This window comes from Bradyrhizobium sp. USDA 4354 (genome assembly GCF_054060315.1).
The window spans coordinates 6654063-6678784 of record NZ_JBSSDC010000001.1 but is presented as its reverse complement, the minus strand read 5'-3'; the positions used below and the strand labels follow the sequence as shown (position 1 = coordinate 6678784).

Annotated in this window: 24 protein-coding genes; 21 read left to right on the top strand and 3 right to left on the bottom strand. The window is 64.7% G+C overall.

Annotated elements, in window-relative coordinates; genetic code table 11:
- From ACVIIV_RS31185 to mmsB, 5 genes are all read left to right on the top strand, one after another.
- A complete protein-coding gene (locus ACVIIV_RS31185; RefSeq protein WP_456747603.1) occupies nucleotides 1-1077 on the top strand; it encodes an aldose epimerase family protein in 1077 nt (358 codons plus the stop codon).
- A complete protein-coding gene (locus ACVIIV_RS31180; RefSeq protein ID WP_456748869.1) occupies nucleotides 1077-1955 on the top strand; it encodes an SMP-30/gluconolactonase/LRE family protein in 879 nt (292 codons plus the stop codon). The genes ACVIIV_RS31185 and ACVIIV_RS31180 overlap by 1 nt, the downstream gene beginning before the upstream one ends.
- A gap of 73 nt (nucleotides 1956-2028) precedes the next feature.
- On the top strand, nucleotides 2029-3099 hold the full coding sequence (gene chvE / locus ACVIIV_RS31175; RefSeq protein WP_456747602.1) for a multiple monosaccharide ABC transporter substrate-binding protein: 1071 nt from the start codon (nucleotides 2029-2031) through the stop codon (nucleotides 3097-3099).
- A gap of 179 nt (nucleotides 3100-3278) precedes the next feature.
- Nucleotides 3279-4856, top strand: a complete 1578-nt coding sequence (gene mmsA / locus ACVIIV_RS31170; protein ID WP_456747601.1) for a multiple monosaccharide ABC transporter ATP-binding protein — start codon at nucleotides 3279-3281, stop codon at nucleotides 4854-4856.
- Nucleotides 4853-6043 carry a multiple monosaccharide ABC transporter permease gene (gene mmsB / locus ACVIIV_RS31165; protein ID WP_456747600.1) on the top strand — a complete coding sequence of 397 codons (1191 nt, stop codon included), beginning with the start codon at nucleotides 4853-4855 and terminating at the stop codon, nucleotides 6041-6043. The genes mmsA and mmsB overlap by 4 nt, the downstream gene beginning before the upstream one ends.
- A gap of 123 nt (nucleotides 6044-6166) precedes the next feature.
- On the opposite strand, the gene ACVIIV_RS31160 is transcribed toward mmsB, so the two are convergent.
- Together ACVIIV_RS31160 and ACVIIV_RS31155 are read right to left on the bottom strand one after the other, a co-directional pair.
- Nucleotides 6167-6592: a cupin domain-containing protein gene (locus tag ACVIIV_RS31160; RefSeq protein WP_456747599.1), complete on the bottom strand. Its 426-nt coding sequence runs from the start codon at nucleotides 6590-6592 to the stop codon at nucleotides 6167-6169.
- 105 nt (nucleotides 6593-6697) lie between these two features.
- The gene (locus tag ACVIIV_RS31155) at nucleotides 6698-6853 is read right to left on the bottom strand and encodes a hypothetical protein (RefSeq protein ID WP_456747598.1); all 156 of its coding nucleotides are present in this window, start codon (nucleotides 6851-6853) and stop codon (nucleotides 6698-6700) included.
- A 173-nt stretch (nucleotides 6854-7026) separates the two neighbouring features.
- Here ACVIIV_RS31155 and ACVIIV_RS31150 point away from each other — a divergent pair, with 173 nt between their 5' ends.
- The 15 genes from ACVIIV_RS31150 to ACVIIV_RS31080 all read left to right on the top strand — a co-directional run bounded on the left by ACVIIV_RS31150 (nucleotide 7027) and on the right by ACVIIV_RS31080 (nucleotide 22249).
- On the top strand, nucleotides 7027-7605 hold the full coding sequence (locus ACVIIV_RS31150) for a cytochrome c oxidase subunit 3 family protein (protein ID WP_456747597.1): 579 nt from the start codon (nucleotides 7027-7029) through the stop codon (nucleotides 7603-7605).
- Entirely contained in the window at nucleotides 7605-7865 is a 261-nt protein-coding gene (locus tag ACVIIV_RS31145) for a cytochrome C oxidase subunit IV family protein (protein WP_456748868.1), read from the top strand. Before ACVIIV_RS31150 ends, ACVIIV_RS31145 begins: the two co-directional genes overlap by 1 nt.
- A gap of 108 nt (nucleotides 7866-7973) precedes the next feature.
- Nucleotides 7974-8426, top strand: coding sequence for a c-type cytochrome (locus ACVIIV_RS31140; RefSeq protein ID WP_456747596.1), 453 nt, complete (start codon nucleotides 7974-7976; stop codon nucleotides 8424-8426).
- Nucleotides 8427-8545: 119 nt separating this feature from the next.
- Nucleotides 8546-9892, top strand: a complete 1347-nt coding sequence (locus tag ACVIIV_RS31135) for a cbb3-type cytochrome c oxidase subunit I (protein ID WP_456747595.1) — start codon at nucleotides 8546-8548, stop codon at nucleotides 9890-9892.
- A gap of 62 nt (nucleotides 9893-9954) precedes the next feature.
- The gene (locus ACVIIV_RS31130; RefSeq protein ID WP_456747594.1) at nucleotides 9955-10764 is read left to right on the top strand and encodes an AAA family ATPase; all 810 of its coding nucleotides are present in this window, start codon (nucleotides 9955-9957) and stop codon (nucleotides 10762-10764) included.
- A gap of 3 nt (nucleotides 10765-10767) precedes the next feature.
- Nucleotides 10768-12684 carry a VWA domain-containing protein gene (locus tag ACVIIV_RS31125; protein ID WP_456747593.1) on the top strand — a complete coding sequence of 639 codons (1917 nt, stop codon included), beginning with the start codon at nucleotides 10768-10770 and terminating at the stop codon, nucleotides 12682-12684.
- A 65-nt stretch (nucleotides 12685-12749) separates the two neighbouring features.
- On the top strand, nucleotides 12750-13412 hold the full coding sequence (locus ACVIIV_RS31120; RefSeq protein WP_456747592.1) for an HAD family hydrolase: 663 nt from the start codon (nucleotides 12750-12752) through the stop codon (nucleotides 13410-13412).
- A 6-nt stretch (nucleotides 13413-13418) separates the two neighbouring features.
- Nucleotides 13419-14369, top strand: coding sequence for a sugar-binding transcriptional regulator (locus ACVIIV_RS31115; protein WP_456747591.1), 951 nt, complete (start codon nucleotides 13419-13421; stop codon nucleotides 14367-14369).
- Between the two features lie 321 nt (nucleotides 14370-14690).
- The gene (locus tag ACVIIV_RS31110) at nucleotides 14691-16001 is read left to right on the top strand and encodes an ABC transporter substrate-binding protein (RefSeq protein ID WP_456747590.1); all 1311 of its coding nucleotides are present in this window, start codon (nucleotides 14691-14693) and stop codon (nucleotides 15999-16001) included.
- A gap of 92 nt (nucleotides 16002-16093) precedes the next feature.
- Nucleotides 16094-16966, top strand: a complete 873-nt coding sequence (locus ACVIIV_RS31105; protein ID WP_456747589.1) for a carbohydrate ABC transporter permease — start codon at nucleotides 16094-16096, stop codon at nucleotides 16964-16966.
- Between the two features lies 1 nt (nucleotide 16967).
- Nucleotides 16968-17798, top strand: a complete 831-nt coding sequence (locus ACVIIV_RS31100) for a carbohydrate ABC transporter permease (protein WP_456747588.1) — start codon at nucleotides 16968-16970, stop codon at nucleotides 17796-17798.
- Between the two features lie 13 nt (nucleotides 17799-17811).
- Nucleotides 17812-18819, top strand: coding sequence for an ABC transporter ATP-binding protein (locus ACVIIV_RS31095; protein ID WP_456747587.1), 1008 nt, complete (start codon nucleotides 17812-17814; stop codon nucleotides 18817-18819).
- Between the two features lie 31 nt (nucleotides 18820-18850).
- Nucleotides 18851-19624 carry an SDR family NAD(P)-dependent oxidoreductase gene (locus ACVIIV_RS31090; protein WP_456747586.1) on the top strand — a complete coding sequence of 258 codons (774 nt, stop codon included), beginning with the start codon at nucleotides 18851-18853 and terminating at the stop codon, nucleotides 19622-19624.
- A 37-nt stretch (nucleotides 19625-19661) separates the two neighbouring features.
- Nucleotides 19662-21308: an FGGY-family carbohydrate kinase gene (locus ACVIIV_RS31085; protein ID WP_456747585.1), complete on the top strand. Its 1647-nt coding sequence runs from the start codon at nucleotides 19662-19664 to the stop codon at nucleotides 21306-21308.
- A 5-nt stretch (nucleotides 21309-21313) separates the two neighbouring features.
- Complete coding sequence (locus tag ACVIIV_RS31080) at nucleotides 21314-22249, top strand: carbohydrate kinase family protein (protein ID WP_456747584.1); 936 nt, start codon at nucleotides 21314-21316, stop codon at nucleotides 22247-22249.
- Between the two features lie 7 nt (nucleotides 22250-22256).
- Here the strand turns inward: ACVIIV_RS31080 and ACVIIV_RS31075 are convergent, their stop codons facing one another.
- Nucleotides 22257-23144 carry a LysR family transcriptional regulator gene (locus tag ACVIIV_RS31075; protein ID WP_456747583.1) on the bottom strand — a complete coding sequence of 296 codons (888 nt, stop codon included), beginning with the start codon at nucleotides 23142-23144 and terminating at the stop codon, nucleotides 22257-22259.
- Between the two features lie 124 nt (nucleotides 23145-23268).
- Here ACVIIV_RS31075 and ACVIIV_RS31070 point away from each other — a divergent pair, with 124 nt between their 5' ends.
- Nucleotides 23269-24690: an amidase gene (locus ACVIIV_RS31070; protein WP_456748867.1), complete on the top strand. Its 1422-nt coding sequence runs from the start codon at nucleotides 23269-23271 to the stop codon at nucleotides 24688-24690.
- Nucleotides 24691-24722 lie beyond the last annotated feature (32 nt).

The following is a 24722-nucleotide window of genomic DNA, read 5'->3' as shown; positions in this document are numbered from 1 at the left end:
ATGGCCGCATCAAGAATCACAAGAGACGTCTTCGGGACGCTGCCGGACGGCCGCAAGGTCGAGCGCGTCGTGCTGCGCGGGGAGGGCGGATTCGAGGCCCGCATCATCAGCCATGGCGCCGTGCTCCAGGCGTTGATCGCGCCAGACGCCAACGGCGGATACGACGACGTCGTACTCGGCCATGACGCGTTCGCCGGCTATCTCGCCGAACGAAAGTTCTTCGGCGCCACCGTCGGCCGCTACGCCAACCGCATCGCCAAGGGTCAGTTCTCGCTCGACGGTGAGACGGTGCAGCTTTCCGTCAACAACGGCCCGAACGCGCTGCATGGCGGGCTCGACGGTTTTGACCGCAAGCTCTGGGAGGTTGCCGAAATCGAAGAAGGCGCCGAGCCCGCGGTGACGCTCACTTACACGAGCCCGCACGGCGAAGAGAATTATCCAGGCAAGCTCGACGTCCGCCTGACCTATCGCATCACCGGCCCGACCGAGCTGTCGCTGATGATGGAAGCGCGAACCGACCGGCCGACGATCGTCAACTTGACCAACCACAGCTTCTTCAATCTCGAAGGCGCCACATCAGGCACGCCCGTTCTCGACCATCGCTTGACCGTCGCGGCCGAGCGTTTCCTCGCCATCGATCCCACCGCCATTCCGCTGCCGGAGCCGCCGCGCGCGGTTGCCGATACGCCGTTCGATTTCCGCAGGGCCCGGCCGGTCGGCGAGCGGATCCGTGAGAGCGATCAGCAATTGCGAAACGGCAGGGGCTACGATCACACCTATTGTCTCGGGCGCGACGGCAAGCTCGCGCTCGCGGCGCGGCTCGAGGCGCCGCGCTCAGGCCGCATCATGGAGCTGTTCACCAATCAGCCCGGCCTCCAGGTCTATTCCGGCAACTATCTCGACGGCACCATTTCGGGCAAGGGCGGCAAGCTCATCCGTCAATCGGATGCCATGTGCCTGGAGCCGCATATCTGGCCTGACGCGCCGAACCGGCCGGACTTCCCGAGCCCGCGCCTTGATCCCGGCGGGGTGTATCGTCATCAGGCGGTTTATCGCTTTTCGGTGAGGTCGCCATGATGGAACAGGTGCCAACGACCGTCCTCTCGGACCATCCTTGCCATCTCGGCGAAGGTCCGACCTATGACGTGACCACCGATACGGCCTGGTGGTTCGATATCCGCGAAGGGCTGCTGTTCGAGGCAAAGCTCGGCAGCGGCGGCATTCGCGTCCACGCACTCGGCCGCATGGCGAGCGCGCTCGGACGCATCGATGCCGAACGCCAGTTGATCGTCGCGGAGGACGGACTCTACATTCGAACGCCTGCCGATGGCGCGATGACGCTATTCTGTCCGCTCGAAGCCGACAATCCCACGACCCGGTCCAACGACGCACGGGTGCATCAATCCGGCACGTTCTGGATCGGCACCATGGGACGCAAGGCGGAACCAGGGGCAGGCGCGATCTATGCCTTCCATCGCGGCAAGATCTCGTTGCTGTTCCCCCGCATCAGTATTCCCAACTCGATCTGCTTCTCGCCCGATGGCGCGATCGGCTATTTCGCCGATAGCGCGCGCGCCGTGCTCTACGCGGTGCCGCTCAATCCTGCGACCGGCCTGCCGCGCGGCGAGCCGGAGGTGCTGTTGCGCCACACCGGCATCGGCGGCCTTGATGGCTCGGTATGCGATGCCGACGGAAAGATCTGGAATGCCTGCTGGGGTGCGAGCCGTATCGATGTCTATTCTCCGCAAGGCGAGCGCCTTCGCTCGCTGAGCGTGCCGGCAAAGCAGGCGAGCTGTCCCGCCTTCGTCGGCCCCGATCTGTCGCGCCTCCTCGTCACCTCGGCCTGGCAGGACATGGACGCGGCCGCGCGCGCCGCCGATCCGCAAGCCGGTTGCACTTTTCTACTGCAGGCATCCGCGCGCGGTCGCGCCGAACCCGACGTCAAGCTCGCATAGGAGACCTGAGGCAGCCCACGATCACGTTCTCGACGCTAGGAAGAAAACAGTCTGACACCCAAGGGAGTGAAATATGCTGAAACTGAAGACGACATTTCTCGCGCTGGCGCTGGCCGGCGCTGCCACGATGGCCACAGGCGTCACCGCTTTCGCCCAGAAGGCGACAGTCGGCATCGCTATGCCGACCAAATCCTCGGCGCGCTGGATCGACGATGGCAACAACATGGTCAAGGTGCTGAAAGAGCGCGGCTACAACACCGACCTGCAATATGCCGAGGACGACATTCCGAACCAGCTCTCGCAGGTCGAGAACATGGTGACCAAAGGCGCCAAGGCGCTGGTGATCGCTGCGATCGATGGCACCACGCTGTCCGACGTGCTCAAGCAGGCAAAAGCAAAAGGCATCACGGTGATCGCCTATGACCGCCTGATCCGCGGCACGCCCAATGTCGACTATTATGCGACCTTCGACAATTTCCAGGTCGGCGTGCTCCAGGCGCAATCGATCGAAAAAGGCCTCGGTCTCAAGGAAGGGAAGGGTCCCTTCAACATCGAGCTGTTCGGCGGCTCGCCCGACGACAACAACGCCTACTTCTTCTACAACGGCGCGATGAGCGTGCTGAAGCCGTATATCGACAGCGGCAAGCTCGTCGTCGTTTCCGGCCAGATGGGCATGGACAAGGTCGCGACCCTGCGCTGGGACGGCGCCACCGCGCAGGCGCGCATGGACAATCTGCTCAGCGCCTACTACGGCAACAAGAAGATCAATGCCGTGCTGTCGCCCTATGACGGCATCTCGATTGGCATCATCTCCTCGCTGAAGGGCGTCGGCTACGGCAGCGCCGACCAGCCGATGCCTGTTATCTCGGGCCAGGATGCCGAGGTGCCCTCGATCAAGGCCATGCTGCGCGGCGACCAGTATTCGACTATTTTCAAGGACACCCGCGACCTCGCCAAGGTCACCGCCGATATGGTCGACGCCGCGCTCGCCGGCAAGGAGGTCACCGTCAACGACACCAAGACCTATGAGAACGGCGTCAAGACCGTGCCGTCCTATCTGCTCAAGCCGGTCGTGGTCTACAAGGACAATTGGGAGAAGGTGCTGGTCGACAGCGGCTATTACAAGAAGTCGCAGTTCCAGTAAGCTTCTTTCTTCTCCCTCTCCCCGTTCTTACGGGGAGAGGGTCGGGGTGAGGGGCTCTCTCCACACCGGCAGTTGCCCTCGCGGAGACTCCCCCTCACCCGGAATTCAAGCTGCGCTCGAATTCCGGCCTCTCCCCGCAAGCGGGGAGAGGCGAAGTAAACCAAGGGACACCAAAGCCAATGACCGCCATGCTGGAGATGCGCAACGTCAGCAAGAGCTTCGCCGGTGTGCAGGCGCTGCGCGACGTCAACTTCTCGGTTCACGCCGGCCAGATCCACGCGCTCGTCGGCGAGAACGGCGCCGGCAAGTCGACGCTGATGAAGGTGCTGAGCGGGGTCTATCCGCACGGCAGCTACGAGGGCACCATCATCTTCGAGGGCGAGGAGCGGCGTTTCCGCGACATCAACGATTCCGAGGCGCTCGGCATCATCATCATCCACCAGGAGCTGGCGCTGATCCCGCTGATGTCGATCGCGGAAAACATCTTCCTGTCGCATCCGCCGTCGAAGTTAGGGGTGATCGACCGCGACGAGGTCTATCGGCGCACGCGGGAGCTGCTGGCGCAGGTCGGCCTCAAGGAATCGCCGGATACGCTGATCACCGATCTCGGCGTCGGCAAGCAGCAACTGGTCGAAATCGCCAAGGCGCTGTCCAAGCGGGTGCGGATGCTGATCCTCGACGAGCCGACCGCGAGCCTTAACGAGGCCGACAGCGCCGCTCTGCTCGAACGCCTGATGGCGTTCCGCGAGCAGGGCATCGGATCGATCCTGATCTCGCACAAGCTGAACGAGGTCGCCAAGGTCGCGGACCACATCACGGTGCTGCGCGACGGCCGCACCGTCGACAGCATCGATTGCCATGCCGAGCCGATCCAGGAAGACCGCATCATCCGCAGCATGGTCAACCGCGATCTCGCCCACCGCTTCCCGGAGCGCAGCGTGAAGATCGGCGAACCTGTGCTCGAGGTCGCGAATTGGTCGGTCTATCACCCCATCCATACCGAGCGGCAGGTGATCAAGAACGTCAATTTTGGTGTCAGGCGCGGCGAGGTCGTCGGCATCGCCGGCCTAATGGGCGCGGGCCGCACCGAATTCGCCATGAGCCTGTTCGGCCGCTCCTGGGGCACCAACATCAGCGGCAGCCTCCGCCTCGAGGGCCGGGAGATGGCGCTTCCGAGCGTCGCGGCCGCGATCGACGCCGGCTTCGCCTATGTCACCGAGGACCGCAAGCAACTCGGGCTGATCCTCGCCGACGACGTCCGCAAGAACATCACGCTGGCGAGCCTCGACCAGGTCGCGCCCGGCCGCGTGATCGACGACATCGCCGAGCTGAAGGTCGCCAGCGACTATCGCAACCGCATGCGCATCCGCTGCTCCGACGTCTACCAGGAGACCGGCCAACTCTCCGGCGGCAACCAGCAGAAGGTGGTGCTGTCGAAATGGCTGATGACCGACCCCAAGGTCTTGATCCTGGACGAGCCGACACGGGGTATCGATGTCGGTGCCAAATACGAGATTTACTGTATCATCAACGAGCTCGCGGAGGCCGGCCGTGGCGTTGTGGTGATCTCCTCGGAGATGCCCGAGCTGCTCGGCATCTGCGACCGCATCTGCGTCATGAACGACGGCGCCTTCGTCGGCGAATTCCCGGGCGCAGAAGCAACGCAGGAAAAGATCATGCGCGCCATCATGCGCAACGAACGAAGCATTGGGAACGCCGCGCCCGCGGCCGTGGAGATGGGAGGATCGCAGCCATGACCGACAAGACGGTGTCGCTGCCCGAGGAGCGCCGTCACGGCAGCTTCATCAAGAACAATTTGCGCAACTACGGCATGCTGATGTCGCTGGTCGCGATCATGCTGTTCTTCCAGGTCGTCACCGGCGGCACGCTGCTGCAGCCGCTCAACCTCACCAATCTGGTGCTGCAGAACAGCTACATCGTCATCATGGCGCTCGGCATGCTGCTGGTGATCGTCACCGGCCATATCGACCTCTCGGTCGGCTCGGTCGCGGGCTTCATCGGTGCTGTCGCCGCGGTTCTCATGGTGACCTACAAGGTCGATTACACGCTTGCCTTCATCGCCTGCCTTCTGGTCGGCGCCGCCATCGGTGCGGCGCAGGGCTATTGGGTGGCCTATTTCAAGATCCCGTCCTTCATCGTGACGCTGGCCGGCATGCTGGTGTTCAAGGGCCTTGCGCTTGCGGTGCTGCAGGGCCAGTCGCTCGGTCCGTTCCCGCCGACCTTTCAGAAATTGTCCTCCGGCTTCATTCCGGAGCTGCTGCCCGAGGCCGGCACGCTGCATCCGACGTCCATGCTGATCGGTGCCGTGCTCGCGCTTGGTCTCGTCTACGCCAGCGCCAAGGGGAGGTCGCGCGAGCAATCGCACGGCATTGAGGTCGAGCCTTACGGTTTCTTCCTCGGCAAGAGCATCCTGCTCGCGTGCGCCGTACTCTATTTCACCTATCTGATCGCCTCGCATCGCGGACTGCCTAACGTGCTGGTGATCATGACCGCGCTGATCGCACTCTACGGTTTCGTCACCCGCCGCACCGTGATCGGCCGGCAGATCTATGCGGTCGGCGGCAACGCCAAGGCGGCAAGCCTGTCTGGCATCAAGACCGAGCGGCTGACCTTCCTGACCTTCGTCAACATGGGCGTGCTCGCCGCGCTCGCCGGCCTCGTCTTCGCCGCCCGCCTCAACACCGCGACGCCCAAAGCGGGTCTTGGCTTTGAGCTCGACGTCATCGCCGCCTGCTTCATAGGCGGCGCCTCGGCCTATGGCGGGGTGGGGCGGGTCGGCGGTGCCGTGGTCGGCGCCATGATCATGGGCGTGATGAACAACGGCATGTCCATCCTCGGCATCGGCATCGACTATCAGCAGGTGATCAAGGGCCTGGTGCTGCTCGGTGCGGTGTGCATCGATGTCTATAACCAGCGGCGGTGAGGCCGTCGTGCCCCGGATGGAGCGGCGCGCAATCCGGGTTCTGTCCGCTCGGCGAGACTGTCCCGCATTCCGCTGCGCTCCATGCGGGCCACGGTCGCAGCCCGCTACTGCGTCGTAAACAGCTCAAGACTGCAGCACCGGTACCAATCCGTAGCGCAGCATCGTCTCCTTCATCTTTGCTGGATCGGGCGTGCCGGCGGCTAGCAGGACCGCCATTTCCTTGAAATATTGAGGGCCAAGCGCGCCGGGGGTGAGTATGCACAGGCACGTCGCCGGCCGGGGTGAACGATTTGTGAAGCCGTGCACCACGCCGCGCTTGATGAACGCGGTCTCGCCCGGCGCCACGTCGACGTCCATTCCATCGATCCGCCAGGTCGAGATGCCACTTAGTCCATAGATCGTTTCGTCCCAACGATCGTGATAGTGAGGGATCGGCATTCGCGCGTTCGGCTGGAGGGTCATCTCGAACAGATCGAGAGCGCCGGCAGTGTCGTCCTTGCTCCGGAGAAAGGTCAGCTGCAGCGCACCAAGATTGATGATCTCAGGCATAGCGAACTCATTGGGTCGTGTGCAGTGGCGAACTTTACCGCGTTACGGCGATGAGCCAAAGCGCTCTGTTGTCGGGATAGGCTGCGACGCTTTCGCACCCGACGATTATTGCGTCGTGAAGAGCACCACGGCGATGGCAACCGAGAGGCTCACCGCCGAGACGGTTGCCACGGTCGACAGCACACCCATTCGCCGGAGCGCGATGGCGAAGGCGATGATGATGGGTGTCGCGGCCATCAGCCCGATTTGTGCATCGCTCATCTCATCGCTCGCCGTCTTGTGGAACCGCCGGATGCGCCACCCTATGGCGGCGGTGCGGACGGGACGTTGCGATAGCGCAAACGTCGCTCTGGCTGGTTGCACTATTTGTGCGGCGACAAAGTCGGAACCGCGCCGGTGAGATATCTGTCCGGTGTCCTGATCCGGAAAAGACGATGTCGGCGACAGATTGCGAACAACGAGAGACCGGCTGGGGAATCCTCGAGGATCTTCCCGGCGATCCCATGATCTGGGTGCTGATTTTCAGCGAGCTCGCCGCTTTCGGCCTGTTTCTCGGCGCTTTCGTCATCGCTCGCGCGGTTCATCCGGCTGTTTTCGCGGCCGGTCAGGCCACACTCGATACGCATCTGGCCGGAATCAATACCGTTGTTCTGGTGACGAGCGGCTGGGCCGCGGCCCGGGGCGCGGCCGCGGCACGTGCGGACCGCAGGCCGGCCGCGCGCGGCTGGCTGTTTGGAGCGATGGCGCTCGGCACGCTCTTCATCGCGATCAAGCTGTTCGAATATGCCAGTGAGATCGCGCTAGGCAACGGCCTGGAGACCAGCGCGTTCTTCACGCTGTACTTCCTGCTCACCGGATTCCATCTTCTGCATGTCGGCCTCGGCATCGTGATCCTGGCCGTAGTTTCTCGGGGTGCCAACGCAGCAGGCGTCGAGACCGGAACCGCTTTCTGGCACATGGTCGATCTGCTCTGGATCGTGATGTTCCCGATCATCTATCTGGTGCACCCGTGATTCCGGATCGTCTCGACATCGCCTGGATCATACTGATCGGTCTTGCGCTGGCGACCATTCTGGTCCCGCCGTTGGTGTGGCGCCCCTTGCTCGCCAATGCCTTGCTGCTGACCTTCGCCGCCCTCAAGGGCCGTCGCATCGTGCTCGATTTCCTTGATCTTCGCGCAGCGCCGGCGCTTTGGCGTGGCCTCGTCAGCGCCTGGGTCGTCATCGTGGCGCTGTTTGCTTGGCTCGCATCCGCCATCGTGGTCCTGGTCTGATTGCGGCGTATCGCTGCGCTCGTTGCGCTTCGTCAAAGAGTGATCTGCGCCCATCGGCAATAAATCACACCATCGCATTTCTTCAGGAATCAACAGAAAGGATTGGCAATGGCTGAACGCCTGACCAAGTCGGCCGCTCGAAATGTCTTCTACGGCGGCTCGGCCTTCTTCTTCGCCATCTTCATAGGGTTGACGGCGCACAGCCATTACTACATGGCCACGACCTCCACGGACGCGGCGATGCTGACGTCGTCGGTCGCCCGCGGCAAGCATGTCTGGGAAAAGAACTCCTGCATCAACTGCCACACCCTGCTGGGCGAGGGCGCCTATTTCGCCCCGGAAGTCGGCAACGTCTGGGATCGCTGGGGCGGCAACGAAGACCCGGCCGCCGCGCGCGAGACACTGAAGGCCTGGATGCAATCGCAGCCCTCGGGCGCGCCGGGCCGGCGGCAGATGCCGCAGTTCAACCTCACCGACCAGGAGCTCGACGATCTCGCCGACTTCCTGCAATGGACCAGCAAGATCAAGCGCCAGGAGTGGCCGCCGAACAAGGCCGGCTAGGGGACGATCCGGACCCGAAGGGCCGCGTTGGCGCAAAGTGTGAAGCGGTTTTCCGAAAAGATCATGCTCAAACGACAAGAGCACACAGCTTTCCTCTTTCAAGACAGAGAGAACCTGAGATGAAATATCAAACCCAGAAAGTCGCGATGCTGTATTTCTACGGCGCGCTGACCCTGTTCCTGGCCCAGGTCCTGTTCGGCCTCGTCGCCGGAACGATCTACGTCCTGCCCAACACGCTGTCGACCCTGCTGCCGTTCAACATCGTCAGGATGATCCACACCAACGCGCTGATCGTGTGGTCGCTGATCGGCTTCATGGGTGCAACCTACTTCCTGTTGCCTGAGGAGACCGAAACCGAGCTGTACAGCCCGCTGCTGGCCAAGATCCAGTTCTGGATGTTCTTTGGCGCGGCAGGTGTGGCCGTGGTTGGCTATCTCTTTCACTATCACGAGGGCCGCGAATTCCTGGAACAGCCCTTCATCATCAAGGTCGGCATCGTCGTCGTCTGCCTGATGTTCCTGTTCAACGTCACCATGACGGCGCTGAAGGGGCGTAAGACCACGATCACGAACATCTTGCTGTTCGGCCTGTGGGGTGTTGCGATCTTCTTCCTGTTCGCCTTCTACAACCCGGTGAACCTCGCGGTCGACAAGATGTACTGGTGGTACGTCGTTCATCTCTGGGTCGAGGGCGTCTGGGAGTTGATCATGGCCTCCGTGCTGGCCTATCTCATGATCAAGCTCAACGGCATCGACCGCGAGGTCGTGGAAAAGTGGCTCTACGTCATCATCGGGCTGGCGCTGTTCTCCGGCATCCTCGGCACCGGCCATCACTTCTACTGGATCGGCGCGCCCGGCTACTGGCAGTGGATCGGCTCGCTGTTCTCAACACTGGAAGTCGCGCCGTTCTTCACCATGGTGATCTTCACGGTGCAGATGACCTGGAAGGCCGGCCGTAAGCATCCGAACCGCGCTGCGCTGTTGTGGTCGGTCGGCTGCTCCGTGATGGCGTTTCTGGGCGCCGGCGTCTGGGGCTTCCTGCACACGCTGTCCTCGGTGAACTACTACACTCACGGCACGCAGGTCACCGCGGCGCACGGCCATCTCGCCTTCTTCGGCGCCTATGTGATGCTCAATCTCTCCGTCATGGCCTATGCGATCCCGCAGATCAGGGGACGTGCGCCTTACAACCAGTGGCTCTCCATGGCGAGCTTCTGGATCATGTGCACGGCCATGATGGTGATGACCTTCGCGCTGACCTTCGCCGGCGTGGTCCAGGTCCATCTCCAGCGCGTGCTCGGCCAGGGCTACATGGACGTGCAGGATCAGCTCGCGATGTTCTACTGGGTCCGGCTCGGCTCCGGCGTGTTCGTCGCGATCTCGGCACTGATGTTCGTGTGGGCCGTGCTGGTGCCCGGCCGCGCCCGTCAGCCGGTCATCCCCGGCGCATTGCAGCCCGCTGAGTAGTGCAAATGGCGGCCGCGGTTCGCCGCGGCCGCCACGCTTCCTGGTAAGTTCGGAGAGACATCATGAAAGTTGCCCTTCACACCGTGACCTCGGCGCCCGCTCTGCCGGCCTATGTCGCAAGCGGCAATGAATGCGCGCTGTTCGAGCACGCCTGGCGGCACCAGCTGCCGGTGTTGCTGAAGGGGCCGACCGGCTGCGGCAAGACCCGCTTCGTTGCGCATATGGCGGCGCGGCTGGGCCTGCCGCTGCACACCGTCGCATGCCACGACGATCTCACCGCGGCCGATCTCACCGGCCGCTATCTGCTGCGGGGCGGCGACACTGTTTGGACCGACGGCCCTTTGACGCGGGCGGTGCGCGAGGGGGGCATCTGCTATCTCGACGAAGTCGTGGAAGCGCGCAAGGACGTCACCGTCGTGCTGCATCCCCTGACCGACGATCGCCGCATCCTGCCGCTGGAGCGCACCGGCGAGGAGCTCGCCGCGCCGAAGAGCTTCATGCTCGTGGTTTCCTACAACCCCGGCTACCAGACGCTGCTGAAGGCGCTGAAGCCGTCGACGCGACAGCGCTTTGTCGCCATCGAGTTCGGCTTCCTGCCGCCCGAGCAGGAGATCGCCGTCGTGTCCGCTGAAAGCGGACTGTCGCCGGAGCGCGTGCGGCCGCTGGTCGGGCTGGCTGGCCGGCTGCGCGCGCTCAGGGGGCACGATCTGGAGGAGGGCGTCTCGACCCGGCTCGTCGTCTATTGCGCGACCCTGATCGCGGCGGGCACGCCGACCGCCGATGCCGTGCTGGCCGGCATGATCGAGCCGCTCACCGACGACGCCGACGTCAAGGCGGCGCTGCTCGACGTCGCGCGTGCTGTGATCGGGTGACTCATGCTCGACTTCCTCGAACTTGAGGAGACGGTCGGCCGCGCCTGGCACCGGATGGTGGGCGGCACGGCGAGCTATCCGGTTCACGACGATCACGCTGTCGCGCTCGCCGAGGTGAGGGGCCGGCTCGCGGTGATGTTCCGCGCGCTTGGCGGCGAGACGGGCGTTCAGATCGCCAGCGCAGGCGCACGCCGGGCGGGCCATCGTCTCGGCTGGCGGCAGCGCATCGGACTCGGAGACGAGCGACTCGAGCAGCCGGGCCGCGACGGCGCGACCATCTTCCTGCCCGATCGCATCGCGATCTTTCCCGATCGGGCCTTGAACGCAGCGCTCTATCGTTGGCTTGCGGCGTGGTTCGCAGCTGCGCCGATCGAGGCGATCGCGGAAGCCGATCCGCTGCGGCGGGACCTCCTGGTGTTGCGCCGGGCGAGCGAAACCGCGGTCTGGGTGCTCACGCAATTCCCCGGGCTCGTCGTTGATTATGCGCAGCTCGCCGCGTCCACCGCCGAGGCCCGGCCTCGTCGCCCTTTGCCGCGCATCGAGCAGGAGATCGAGCAGATCGTCCTGGCCTTGCTCGGAACCGGAAAGGCGCCCGCAGGCAAGCTATGGTCCGCGATGATGGCGACGGGCCCGCTTCCGGACAAGGCGCCACCGGGCTATCGCTCGATCCTGCCGTGCCCGCTCTGGGGCGATTGCTGGACGCGCGAGCTCTCGCCCGCACATGGGGGCGAAGACGAAGCCGCACCGGGCGCGGAGGCCGCGGCGAAGGACGATCGCAAGCGCTTCGCTGTCCGCGAGCGCGAGGACAATGCCAATCGCCGCGATCCCTTCGTGCTCAACCGCTTCGAGAAGATTCTCGCGATGGCCGAGATGGTCAATGTCGATCGCCCCGCGGACGACAGCGAGGACGAGGACGCGCAGAAGGCCGCCGACGATCTCGAGGAGATCACGCTCAGCCGCCGCAGCGGCAAGCCGGCGAGCCGGTTCAAGTTCGATCTCGACCTGCCGCCGGAGGCCCTCGATGCCTCGCGCCTGAATGCGGACCTGACCTATCCCGAATGGGACTATCGCAGCAGCTCCTATCTGCCCGATCATTGCCGCGTGCTCGCATCTGCCGCTTCTGAGACCGGTGAAAGCTGGACGCCTGACGAGACCATGCGCCGGCACGTCCGCCAGGTGCGTCGCCGCTTCGAGATATTGCGGCCCCGTCACGAATTGATGCGTGCGCAAGCCGATGGCCACGACCTCGATCTCGACGCGCTGGTGCGCGCGAGGTGCGACCTCCGCGCCGGCAGCGGCAGTGGTCTCGATCGCGTCCACATGGCGATGCGCCCGCAAGGGCACGATCTCGCCGTCACGCTGCTCGTCGATGTCTCGCTCTCCACGGACGCCTGGGCCAGTGGCTACCGCGTGCTCGATGTTGAGAAGGAGGCGCTGCTCGTGCTCGCGCATGGGCTGTCGGCCTGCGGCGATCACCATAGCATCCTGACCTTCACCTCGCGACGGCGGTCCTGGGTGCGGATCGAAACGGTCAAGGCGTTCGGCGAGCCGATGAGCGGCGTGGTCGAGCGCCGCATCGGCGCGCTGAAGCCCGGCTACTACACGCGGATCGGCGCGGCCGTCCGTCACGCCTCGGCCGAGCTTGCGCGCCAGCCGCAGCGCAAGAAGCTGCTGCTCGTCCTCACCGACGGCAAGCCGAACGACGTCGATCACTATGAGGGGCGCTTTGCGATCGAAGACACCAGGAAGTCCGTGCAGGAAGCGCGCCGGCTGGGTATCGCGGTCTTCGGCGTGACGATCGACGCGGCCGCGCAGTCCTATTTTCCGACGCTGTTCGGGCGCAGCGGCTATGCGATCGTCGGCAACATCAAGCGGTTGCCCGCGGCGCTCCCGGCAATCTACCGGCAGGTGGCGCACTAAAGACCGCGCGCGGTGTTGTCGCTTGAGCTATTGCTCATCGATTGGGTATATGATCGAATGGCCGGATGGACCAGGGCCGGCCAAAACCCGATCTGATCATCTTTGACTGCGACGGCGTGCTCGTCGACAGCGAGCTCCTGAGCTGCCGCTGCCTGTCAGAGGTGCTGGCCGAATTTGGTCTCGTGCTCAGCGAGGAGCAGGCGCTCGAGCTGTTTCTCGGACGCAGCACCAAAGCGATCGAGCAGCACTACCGCGATCTCGGTCAGGTCGTGCCGGATGGATTCCTGCCGCGATTGAAGTCGCGCGTGCTGGAGACGTTCGCCGCCTCGCTCGAGCCGATTCCCGGGGTGAAAGCGGTGGTCTCAGGGCTGACCGTGCCGTTCTGCGTGGCCTCGTCCAGCGACATCGACCGCGTGTCGCTCTCGCTCGACGTCACTGGTCTTCGGGCGCATTTCGGCGATCGGCTCTATACCGCGCAGATGGTCAGGCACGGCAAGCCGGCGCCGGATCTCTTTCTCCATGCAGCGGAGAACATGCGCACACCGCCCTCACGCACGCTGGTGATCGAGGACAGCGTCAGCGGCGTGCAGGCGGGCAAGGCGGCCGGCATGACCGTCTGGGGATTTCTCGGGGGCGGCCATTATCGCACGCGCGACGGCCGGGCTATATTGTCGGCCGCCGGGGCCGATCGGGTCTTCGCGCGCATGAGCGATTTCTGGGAGGCGTGAGCCCGCATGGCCGCCGAGAACGACAAGTCGAGGCTCGACGACGCCGCGCGCGCCGGCTGGCTCTATTTCATTGCCGGCCACACCCAGGACGAGATCGCAAAGATGCTCCAGGTCTCGCGCGCCTCGGCGCAGCGGTTGGTCTCGCTGTGCCTCGCTGAGCGGCTCATCACCTTCCGCCTTGAGCACCCGATTGCCGCCTGCATGGAGCTGGCGGCGCGCCTGAAGGAACGCTTCAATCTCGTTCATTGCGAGGTGGTGCCGGCAGATCCTGCCGCGCCTCAGGCGACTGCGGGCATTGCCGAACGCTGCGCCAATCTGCTCGACTCCACGCTGCGCTCGGAGACGCCCGTCATCGTCGCGCTCGGCACGGGCCGGGCCGTGCGCGCGGCGGTCGAGCGCGTCACGCCGATCGACCGGCCCAATCACCAGATCGTCTCGCTGGTCGGCAACATCTCCGCCGACGGCTCGGCGAGCTTCTACGACACCGTCGGCCGGCTCGCCGACCGCACCGGCGCGCGGCACTATCCGATGCCGCTGCCGTTCCTGATGTCGTCGGAGGACGAGCGCAACAAGATGGTGCGCATCGAGCCGATCGCGAAGGTGAAAGCGGTCGCAGCCAAAGCGGATTTGCGCCTCGTCGGCATCGGCCAGATGGATCAGAAGGCGCAGGTGCACATCGACGGCTTCGTCACCCGCGACGAACTGTTCGAGATGATGCGGCTCGGCGCCATCGGCGAGATCACCGGCTGGGCTTATGATGCCAAGGGCCGCCTGCTCAAGGCCGGCACCAACAAGCGCCTGACCAGCATCCCGCCGGAGGTGCCGGCGAAGACCACGACGATCGGCGCCGCGGTCGGCGCAGCGAAGGTGACCGCGATCGCCGCGGCGTTGAACGGGGGCCTGATCAACGGGCTGATTACGGACGAAGCGACGGCAAGGGCGATTCTGGAGCGGTAGGGGCGGGCGGTCTCGCCACTTGCGCTGCTGTCATCATCCGCCTTGTGCGCAATTGCGCACTGGGGCGGATGATCCAGTACGCTGCGGCCTCTCTTGGGGCAAATCACTCCTTGCACGGAGTGCTGGATGCCCTGCCGGAGCCTGTCATTGGCTCGCCGAAGGCGAGACCCGGTGGGGCATGACGGGAAGGTTGTCGCACCGCAGCACTCATAAGTTGCCGAAACGCCCGCGCGCCTGCTTGACAATCGCACGTCCTTGCGTTGAACATAAGCCCAACGCGTGGGCATATGCTCAAAAGCGCGAGTTCCAAGGGAGGTCATCATGAAACACGTCCTCGGCGCCGTCTGCGGCGCGTCTGTTCTGCTGGCCGTCCCCGCGATGGCCGAAACGACCCTGACGATCGCCACCGTGAACAACGGCGACATGATCCGCATGCAGGGGCTGACGGGGGAATTCACCAAGAAGAACCCCGATATCACCGTGAAATGGGTGACGCTGGAGGAGAACGTGCTGCGCCAGCGCGTCACCACCGACATCGCCACCAAGGGCGGTCAGTTCGACGTTCTCACGATCGGTACCTACGAGGTGCCCATCTGGGCCAAAAAAGGCTGGCTGGTGCCGCTGACCAATCTCGGCGCCGATTACGACGTCGCTGACCTCTTGCCGAAGATCAAAGATGCGGTCTCCGCCGACGGCAAGCTCTACGCCGCGCCGTTCTACGGCGAGAGCTCGATGGTGATGTACCGCACCGATTTGTTCGAGAAGGCCGGCCTGAAGATGCTGGAAAAGCCGACCTGGGACTTCGTCATCGACGCGGCCAAGAAGCTGACTGACAAGAGCGGGGGCACCTACGGCATCTGCCTGCGCGGCAAGGCTGGCTGGGGCGAGAACATGGCGTTCCTCTCCGCAATGGCCAATTCCTACGGCGCGCGCTGGTTCGACGAGAAGTGGCAGCCGCAGTTCAACACGCCGGAATGGAAGACGACGCTCACCACCTATGTGAACCTGATGAAGGAAGCCGGACCTCCCGGCGCGAGCTCCAACGGCTTCAACGAAAATCTGGCGCTGTTCAACGCCGGCAAATGCGCGATGTGGATCGATGCCACCGTGGCGGCGTCCTTCGTCACCAATCCGAAGGACTCCAAGGTCGCCGACAAGGTCGGCTTCGCGCTCGCGCCCAACACCGGGCTCGGCAAGAACGCCAACTGGTTGTGGGCCTGGAATCTTGCGATCCCCGCCGGCTCCAAGAAGAGCGAAGCGGCCGAGAAGTTCATCGCCTGGGCAACCAGCAAGGACTACACCAAGCTCGTCGCGTCGAAGGAGGGCTGGGCCAACGTGCCGCCGGGCACGCGCAGCTCACTCTACCAGAACCCGGATTATCTCAAGGTCGCACCCTTCGCCAAGCTGACGCTGGCTTCGATTGATGCGGCCGATCCGAACAAGCCGACGGTGAAGCCGGTGCCTTACGTCGGTGTGCAATACGCGGCCATTCCCGAATTCCAGGGCATCGGTACGCAGGTGGGCCAGCAGTTCTCGGCCGCGCTTGCGGGATCGATGACGGTCGATGCCGCGCTCACCGCGGCGCAATCGGCGACCGAGCGCGAGATGAAGCGCGCCGGCTACATCAAGTGAACCCGAGCTCTTCCTCCTGAGCTCAGACTCGCGGCCGTCCGCCCATCCCCGGATGGATGGCCGCCTTCTTCTTCCCGGCAGAGGAGAAGCGAGTGGCAACCCGGCAGACGCAATTCCTTGCACGGTCGCTCCTGACCCCGGCCGTCGGGCTTCTGTTCGTCTGGATGATCGTCCCGCTCGCGCTGACGATCTATTTCTCCACGCTGCATTACAGCCTGCTCGATCCCGGCTCGGAATCGTTCGTGGGCCTGGAGAACTTCCGCTACTTCCTCACCGATCCCGCCTTCCTTGCCTCGCTCCGGAATACGCTGGTGCTCGTTGGCTCCGTGCTGGCGCTGACTATCCTGCTCGGCATCCCCCTGGCGCTGCTGATGGACCAGCCCGTGATCGGCCGCAATTTCGTCCGCCTGATGGTGATCGCGCCATTCTTCGTAATGCCGACGGTGAGCGCGCTGGTCTGGAAGAACCTGTTGATGCACCCGGTGTCGGGATTGTTCGCCTGGCTCGCTTCGCTGTTCGGTCTGACGCCGATCGATTGGTTCAACGATGTACCGCTGTTTGCGGTGATCCTGATCGTGACGTGGCAATGGCTGCCGTTCGCGACGCTGATCCTGCTCACCGCGCTGCAGTCGCTCGACGAGGAGCAGAAGGAGGCGGCCGAGATGGACGGTGCCAGCGCTGTCTCGACCTTCATCTACATCACGCTGCCCCACCTCGCGCGCCCCATCACGGTGGTGATCCTGATCGAAACGATCTTTCTCCTCACCGTGTTCGCCGAGATCTTCGTCACGACCGGGGGCGGGCCGGGCTTGCAGACGACCAATATCGCCTTCCTGATCTATTCGCAGGCGCTGATCCAGTTCGACGTCGGCAGCGCCTCCGCGGGCGGCCTGGTCGCCGTGGTGATCGCCAACGTCGTCGCCTTCTTCCTGGTCCGCATCGTCGGCCGCAATTTGGAAGCCTGACATGGCACGGATGGCGACGACGCGGCGGGTGGCGATATCGACGGCGGCGGCCTGGCTGTTCGGCTTCCTGATCTTCTTTCCGATCCTGTGGATGGGGCTGGCGAGCTTCAAGACCGAGCTTGAGGCATTCGCGGTCCCGCCATCCTTCCTGTTCTTCCACTGGACCACGGAAAACTACGCGACCGTGCAGGAGCGCAGCGATTATTTTCATCACGCGATGAACTCGATCATCATCGCCGGCGGCTCGACGCTGATTGCGCTGTTGATCGCGATCCCCGCGGCCTGGTCGATGGCGTTCTCGCCGACCAAGCGCACCAAGGACATCCTGCTCTGGATGCTGTCGACCAAGATGATGCCGCCGGTCGGCGTGCTGGTGCCGATCTACTTGATCTACAAGACGGTCGGCCTGCTCGATTCCCGCATCGGCCTCGTCTTCATCCTGTGCCTCGGAAACTTGCCGATCGTCATCTGGATGCTGTTCACCTACTTCAAGGAGATCCCGCGCGACATCTTAGAGGCCGCGCGCATGGACGGCGCCACCATCGGCCGCGAGCTGGTCTATGTGTTGACTCCGATGGCGATCCCGGGGCTCGCCTCGACGCTGCTGCTCAACCTGATCCTCGCCTGGAACGAGGCGTTTTGGACGCTGAACCTGTCGACCTCGAGCGCCGCCCCACTCACCACCTTCATTGCCTCCTATTCGAGCCCGGAAGGGCTGTTCTGGGCAAAGCTGTCGGCGGCGTCGACGCTGGCGATCGCGCCCATTCTCGTCCTCGGTTGGTTCAGCCAGAAGCAGCTCGTGCGCGGGCTCACCTTCGGCGCGGTGAAGTAGGGGCAGCCGGATCATGGGTCAGATCACACTTCAGGGCGTGCAAAAGTCCTTCGGCCCCGTGCACATCATCAAGGGCGCCGACTTGGACATCGCCGACGGCTCCTTCGTGGTGTTCGTCGGTCCCTCCGGCTGCGGCAAAACCACGCTGCTGCGCCTGATCGCGGGGCTCGAGGACGTCTCTGGCGGCAAGATCCTGATCGACGGCAAGAACGTCGTCGACACGCCGCCTGCCAAGCGCGGGCTGTCGATGGTGTTCCAGTCCTACGCGCTCTATCCGCATATGAGCGTGCGCGGCAATATCGGCTTCGGCCTCAAGATGGCGGGCCTTGCCAAGGACGAGATCAACCGCAAGGTCGAGGCCGCCGCCGCAACGCTGAATCTCACGCCCTATCTTGATCGCAAGCCGCGCGAGCTCTCAGGCGGCCAGCGCCAGCGCGTCGCGATCGGCCGCGCCATCGTGCGTGAGCCCAAAGCGTTCCTGTTCGACGAGCCGTTGTCCAATCTCGACGCAGCGCTGCGCGTGCAGATGCGTATCGAGGTGACGCGGCTGCAGAAGCAGCTCGGCACCACCGCGATCTACGTCACCCACGATCAGGTCGAGGCGATGACCATGGCCGACAAGATCGTCGTGCTCAACGGCGGCAGGATCGAGCAATATGGCTCGCCGCTGGAGCTCTACGAGAGGCCGGCCAATCTGTTCGTCGCCGGCTTCATCGGCTCGCCCAAGATGAATTTCGTCACCGGCGAGCTCGCTCGGCAACGCGGTGCCGCCACGATCGGGGTGCGGCCGGAGCATCTGAAGATCGAGCGGGACGGCGCCGGCGGCTGGCAGGGAACGATCGCGGTGGCCGAGCATCTCGGCAGCGACACCTTCCTTTACGTCGATGCAGGTCCCCTCGGCATGCTGACGGCGCGCTACATCGGCGAATTGAGCCTGCACGCCGGCGACCGCGTCTCGCTGGTGCCGGATCCCCAGCGCATTCACCGCTTCGACGACGGCGGCAACGCCCTTCGAGGCTGACAAAGAAACGGCAAGACAACGGATAGACACCATGTACCTGGAAAAATTCAAGCTGAACGGCAAGACCGCGTTCATCACCGGCGGCGGGCAGGGCATCGGCCTTGGCTGCGCGGAGGCGCTGGCCGAGGCCGGCGCCAGGGTCGTCATCGGCGACCGTGACAGCAAGGTCGCCGATAGTGCGAAGGCCGAACTGAAAGCGAAAGGCTACGACGTCGAGACCGCAATCATGGACGTCACCGACACCAAACGCGTGGCCGAAGTCGCGAACGACCTCGTTGCCCGTCACGGCAAGGTCGACATCCTCGTCAACAATGCCGGCATCGCGCGCAGCGAGACGCCGGCCGAGACCGTCACCGACGAGCACTGGCTCAACGTCATCGACGTCAACCTCAACGGCACCTTCTGGTGCTGCCGCGAATTCGGCAAGCACATGCTGAAGGCCAAGAGTGGCGCCATCGTCAATGTCGGCTCGATGTCCGGCTTCATCGTCAACAAGCCACAGGAGCAGTGCTTCTACAACGCCTCCAAGGCCGGCGTGCACCATCTGACCAAGTCGCTGGCCGCCGAATGGGGGGCACGCGGCATCCGCGTCAACGCGGTGGCGCCGACCTATATCGAGACGCCGCTCAATGCCTTCGTGAAGAGCAATCCGAAGATGTACGACGCCTGGATCGGTGGAACCCCGATGGCGCGCATGGGACAGGTCGAGGAGATCGCCTCCGTCGTGCTGTTCCTCTCGTCCGAGGCCGCGAGCCTGATGACGGGCAGCATCGTGCTGGTGGATGGCGGTTACACTTGCTGGTAGGCTTGCGTCAAAGCTGACGAGGCGACCGGGAGCGACCATGCCGCGAGCGTATATCGGCGTCGATGTAGGGACCACGAGCACGCGGGCAGGGGTGTTTGACGAGGCCGGCACGCTGCTCGCTATGGCGCGTCACCCGATCCGGATCTGGCACGAGGCAGGCGATATCGTCGAGCAGTCGTCCCAGGATATCTGGGACGCCTGCGCCGCATCGGTACGCGCGGCGACGACGGAAGCTGGCATTACACCCGATAGCGTCGGCGGTATCGGCTTCGACGCCACCTGTTCGCTGGTCGTTCTCGATCGGCAAGACGAGCCGCTCACCGTCAGTGGATCCGGCGAGGCGCAGCGCAACGTCATCGTCTGGATGGATCACCGCGCCAGGGCCGAAGCGCGATTGATCAACGAGACCGAGGATGCTGTGCTGCGCTATGTCGGCGGCTCGATCTCGCCGGAGATGGAGATGCCGAAGCTGCTATGGCTGAAGCGGCATCTGCGCGCGAGTTTTGACGCCGCCGGCCATTTCTTCGATCTGGCGGATTACCTGACCTGGCGCGCGACAGGCTCGGTGCAGCGCTCGACCTGCACTGTGACCTGCAAGTGGAATTACCTCGCCCATGCGGGCGGCGGCTGGAGCGCGCCGTTCTTCAAGCGCATCGGTCTGTCCGATTTTGTCGCCGAGAGATACGCGCGCATCGGCACCGAGATCGTCGCACCCGGCACGCGGTTGGGCGCAGGTCTCACGCACTCGGCCGCGACCGAGCTCGGCTTGGCACCCGGCACGCCGGTCGGAGCGTCGCTGATCGATGCCCATGCCGGCGGCATCGGTGCGATCGGCGGTCGCGACGGGGCGGGCGGAGCGAGCGACGTCTGCGACCGTCTCGCCTACATCATGGGAACGTCGGCCTGCATCATGGCGACGACGAAGCAGCCGTGCTTCGTGCCGGGCGTGTGGGGGCCTTATTACTCCGGCATGGTGCCGGAGTTCTGGCTCAACGAAGGCGGCCAGTCGGCGGCAGGCGCCGCCATCGATCATCTTCTCAAGTCGCATCCCGGTTTCAGCGGGGTCAGCGCGGCGGCGCGCAGTGAGGGCCTCGACCTCATCGACTTCCTCGAGCGCCGCATCATCACGCGCGCGGGCAATGCCAGTCGCGCTGCGCTGCTGGCGCGCGACGTTCATGTCTTGCCCGAGTTCATCGGCAACCGCTCGCCTTATGCCGACCCGGACACGCGTGCAGTGATCGCCGGCCTCGATCTCGACACCGACGTCGGTTCGATGGAGCGGCTGTTCGTCGCCGGCCTCTGCGGTCTTGCCTACGGGCTCGCCGAGGTGATCGAGGCGTTTGCCGCGCATGGCGTGCGCTCGAACATCATGATCATGGGCGGCGGCGCCAGCCGCAGTCCTTTGGTGCGGCAGATCATGGCGGATACCACCGGCCTCACCGTTGCGCTGCCACAGACGAAGGAACCTGTGCTATTGGGCGCCGCGATGCTCGGGGCGGTCGCCGGCGGCGCCTACGCCTCGATCGGCGAGACTATGGCCGAGATGTCGGCGCTGGGACGCAAGAGCGAGCCGACCGCGCCCGACATGGCCGCGTTTCACGCTCGCAAGCGTGAGGTCTACAAGCTGCTGCGCGACGTCGATCGCGGCAGCCGCGCGGCGATGCGCGACATGGCCAGAGGTTGAAAGCCATGCTGATTGCCTGCGGCGATGCGCTGATCGACTTCGTACCGACGCAAAATGTCGACGGCCGCGAGGCTGTGATGCCGGCGGTCGGCGGCTCCTGCCTCAACGTCGCGATTGGAATGGCGCGGCTCGGCGCGCCGACCGCTTTCGTCGGCGGCGTCTCGACCGACCTGTTCGGGCGGATGATCGCCGATCATGCCGCGGCCTCCAATGTCGACCTCAATCTCGCGACCCGCAGCGATCACCAGACCACGCTCGCCTTCGTCCGCATCGTTGCGGGCGAGTCGCACTACGCGTTCTACGATGCCGAGACCGCAACGCGGAATTGGACTTACCAGCGCGGGACAATTCCGCTCGACACGGTTGAAGCTCTCCATGTCGGCTCGACCACGCTCGTCAACGACCAGGGCGCGGCCGAGACCATGGCGCTGATCGCAGACGCGCGGGCGTCCTCCACGATCTCCTTCGATCCGAACTGCCGGCCGAACCTCGTCAAGGACAAGCCAGCCTATCTCGCGCGCATGACCGAGTTCGCGGGAAGCGCCGATCTCATCAAGATGTCGGACGTCGATTTCGCTTATCTCTTCGGCGAGGAACCATATCACCAGCGCGCGAGCACGCTGCTCGCGCAGGGCACGGGCCTCGTCGTCATCACCCGCGGCAATCATGGCGCCGTCGCGTGGCATGCGGGGGCAGGGCAGATCGAAGTCGCCGCGCCCAAGGTTGAGGTCGCCGACACCATTGGCGCAGGCGACAGCTTTCAGGCGGCGCTGCTGTTCGCGCTGCACAAGCAGGGACGCATCGCCCGAGCGCGATTGAAGGACATCGGCGCAGACGAGCTCCGCCGCGTGTTGTCCTTCGCCGCCAGTTGCGCGGGCCTGACCTGCACCCGTCCGGGTGCCGATCCGCCCTGGAGCCACGAGGTCAGTTGGAGCTCGTAGCGTCGCCTCACATTCGCGCGACCGCTTTCTCGGCACATTTGAGGAAAGTTCCGATCAGCGGACTCTGGGAATCCCGCCGCCAACAGACTGCGATCTCGAGGGAGTCGGTGACGTCACGCAGTGGCCTGAACACGATGCCGCGTGGCGCGCCGAGCTGCGCGCAGGCCGGCAGGATGGCGAGACCTTCACCGGCCAGAACCAGGCTCATCGCCGAATGCACCGTCTCCACCCGGCTGGCGATTGGCATCACCACTTGATGCCGACGTAGCAAAGGAATGACCGCGGAGGAGGCGGGTCCATGGTCCGGGTGCGGGAGCGCGATCAGCGGACGGCCCTGCAGCCGGGCCATCGGCACGGAGGTCAGGCGGGCGAGTGGCGAGCGGATCGGCATGGCCAGCATGAAGGGCTGCGCGCCGATCCGTGCCACCTGGATCTCGGGATGATTGATTGCGGGCATGCACAGCGCGACCGTGACGCTGCGGTCGAGCACCCGGGCCTCGCGCGTCGAAGCGCTGAGCTCGGCGAAGCTGAGGTCGACGCCGGGAACCGCGCGGCGCAGTTCGGGGATGAGCTGCGGCAGCATCGCATTCGCCAGCACGAACATGTAACCCACCGACAGGCGGCCGCGCCGTCCCGAAGCAACCGCGCGCGCGGCTTCGGCGCCGTCGGCCGCAAGGGCGAGCGCTTCGCTGGCGCGCGCCAGCAACGCCTGGCCCGCCTCGGTCAGATCCATGCCGCGAGTGCCGCGACGGAACAGGGGCGCGCCGATCTCTGCCTCGAGCTTGCGGATCTGGACCGAGAGCGGCGGCTGCGCCATCCGGAGCCGCTCGGCGGCCTTGCCGATGCTGCGCGCCTCGGCGACGGCGACGAAATAGCGGAGCCGGCGAAGATCCATTGGCATACCGAGAGCGTATGGGTTGGCGACCAAAATCGTATTGGACGGCGAGTTAACAAAACTGTCATTCTCGCTGTCAATGTCTTCGGGCCAATGGCGGCCCGCTTCGGAGCGTAACGTGACGATGAACGGCGATCCCTGTCTCTTGTCCGCAACCGAGCTGCGCGGTCTCATCGCCGGAAAGCGGATTTCGCCCGTCGAGCTCACCCGCGCCGTGCTTGCCCGCGCCGAGGCGCTCCAGCCCGAATTGAATTGCTTCATCACTCTGTGCGGTGATGAGGCGATCGCGGCGGCGCGCGAAGCCGAGCGCAAGGTGATGGCGGGCGAGGAGCTCGGCCTGCTGCACGGCATACCCGTCACCGTCAAGGACATCGTCAATACCAAGGGCGTAAGGACCACCTTCGGTGCCGTTCCCTACAAGGACAATGTGCCGAACGAGGATGCCGTCGCCGTTGCACGGTTGCGCGCGGAAGGCGCGATCCTGATCGGCAAGACCACGACGCCAGAGTTCGGCAGCAAGTGCCTCACCGATTCACCCCTGTTCGGTTGTACCCGCAATGCCTGGGACGCCGGCCGCTCCTCCGGCGGCTCCAGCGGCGGCGCGGCGGTGGCGGTGGCGAGCGGCATCGCGCCGCTCGCGATCGCCACCGACGGCGGCGGCTCGACCCGAATTCCGGCCGCCTGCAACGGCGTGGTCGGGCTCAAGCAGAGCAACGGCGTCATCCCGCACAGCCAGGCGCTGGACGTCTTCGGCAACCAGACCTATGTCACGCCGACCACGCGCACGGTCGCCGACACCGCGTTGATGATGCAGGCAATGGCAGGTGAGGATGCCTGCGATCCCTGGTCGATTGGCGTTCCCGTGCCCGACTTCGTCGGCACCGCCGCTCCGCGCGGCGACCTGCGCGGGCTGAGGATCCTGTACTGCCTGACGCCGCCCGGCCGTCCGGTGTCCGCCGAAGTCGGCGCCAATTTCAAGGCGAGCCTCGACCGGCTGGCGGGCTTAGGGGCGGAGCTCGAGGAATTCTCTGGCGATGGTTTCGACGTCGAGCCGATCTGGCGCGCCATCAACCACACGGTCTGGCGCACGCGCTTCGCAAAACTGGCGACTGAACACAAGGACGAGCTGAGCGAGGCCTTTCTCAAGCAGCTCGCGCTCGCCAGCGAAGTCAGTGGCGTCGACTACCAGGAGGCGATGTTCGCGCGCACCGCGTTGTTCCGTCGCGTGCAATCGCTGCTTGCACGCCGTCACTTCCTGGCGATGCCGACCCTGACGCGCACCGCGCTGCCGATCAAGCAGGACCTGTTCGGCAGCATCGAGATCGATGGCCGGCATTTCGACAGCGTCCGGCCGCACTGGTTCCCCTGGACCATGCCCTTCAACATGACCGGCCATCCCGCGATCAGCCTTCCCTGCGGCATTGCCCGCGACGGCCTGCCGATCGGGCTTCAGCTCGTCGGTCGCTTCCGGGCGGACGCAGAATTGCTGCGCGTGAGCGCATTGTTCGAGGCTTCAAGCGATCTTCTGTCCCGCTGGCCGTCTTGAGGGGATGGGCATGCAGCAAGCAGCTTGTGTGC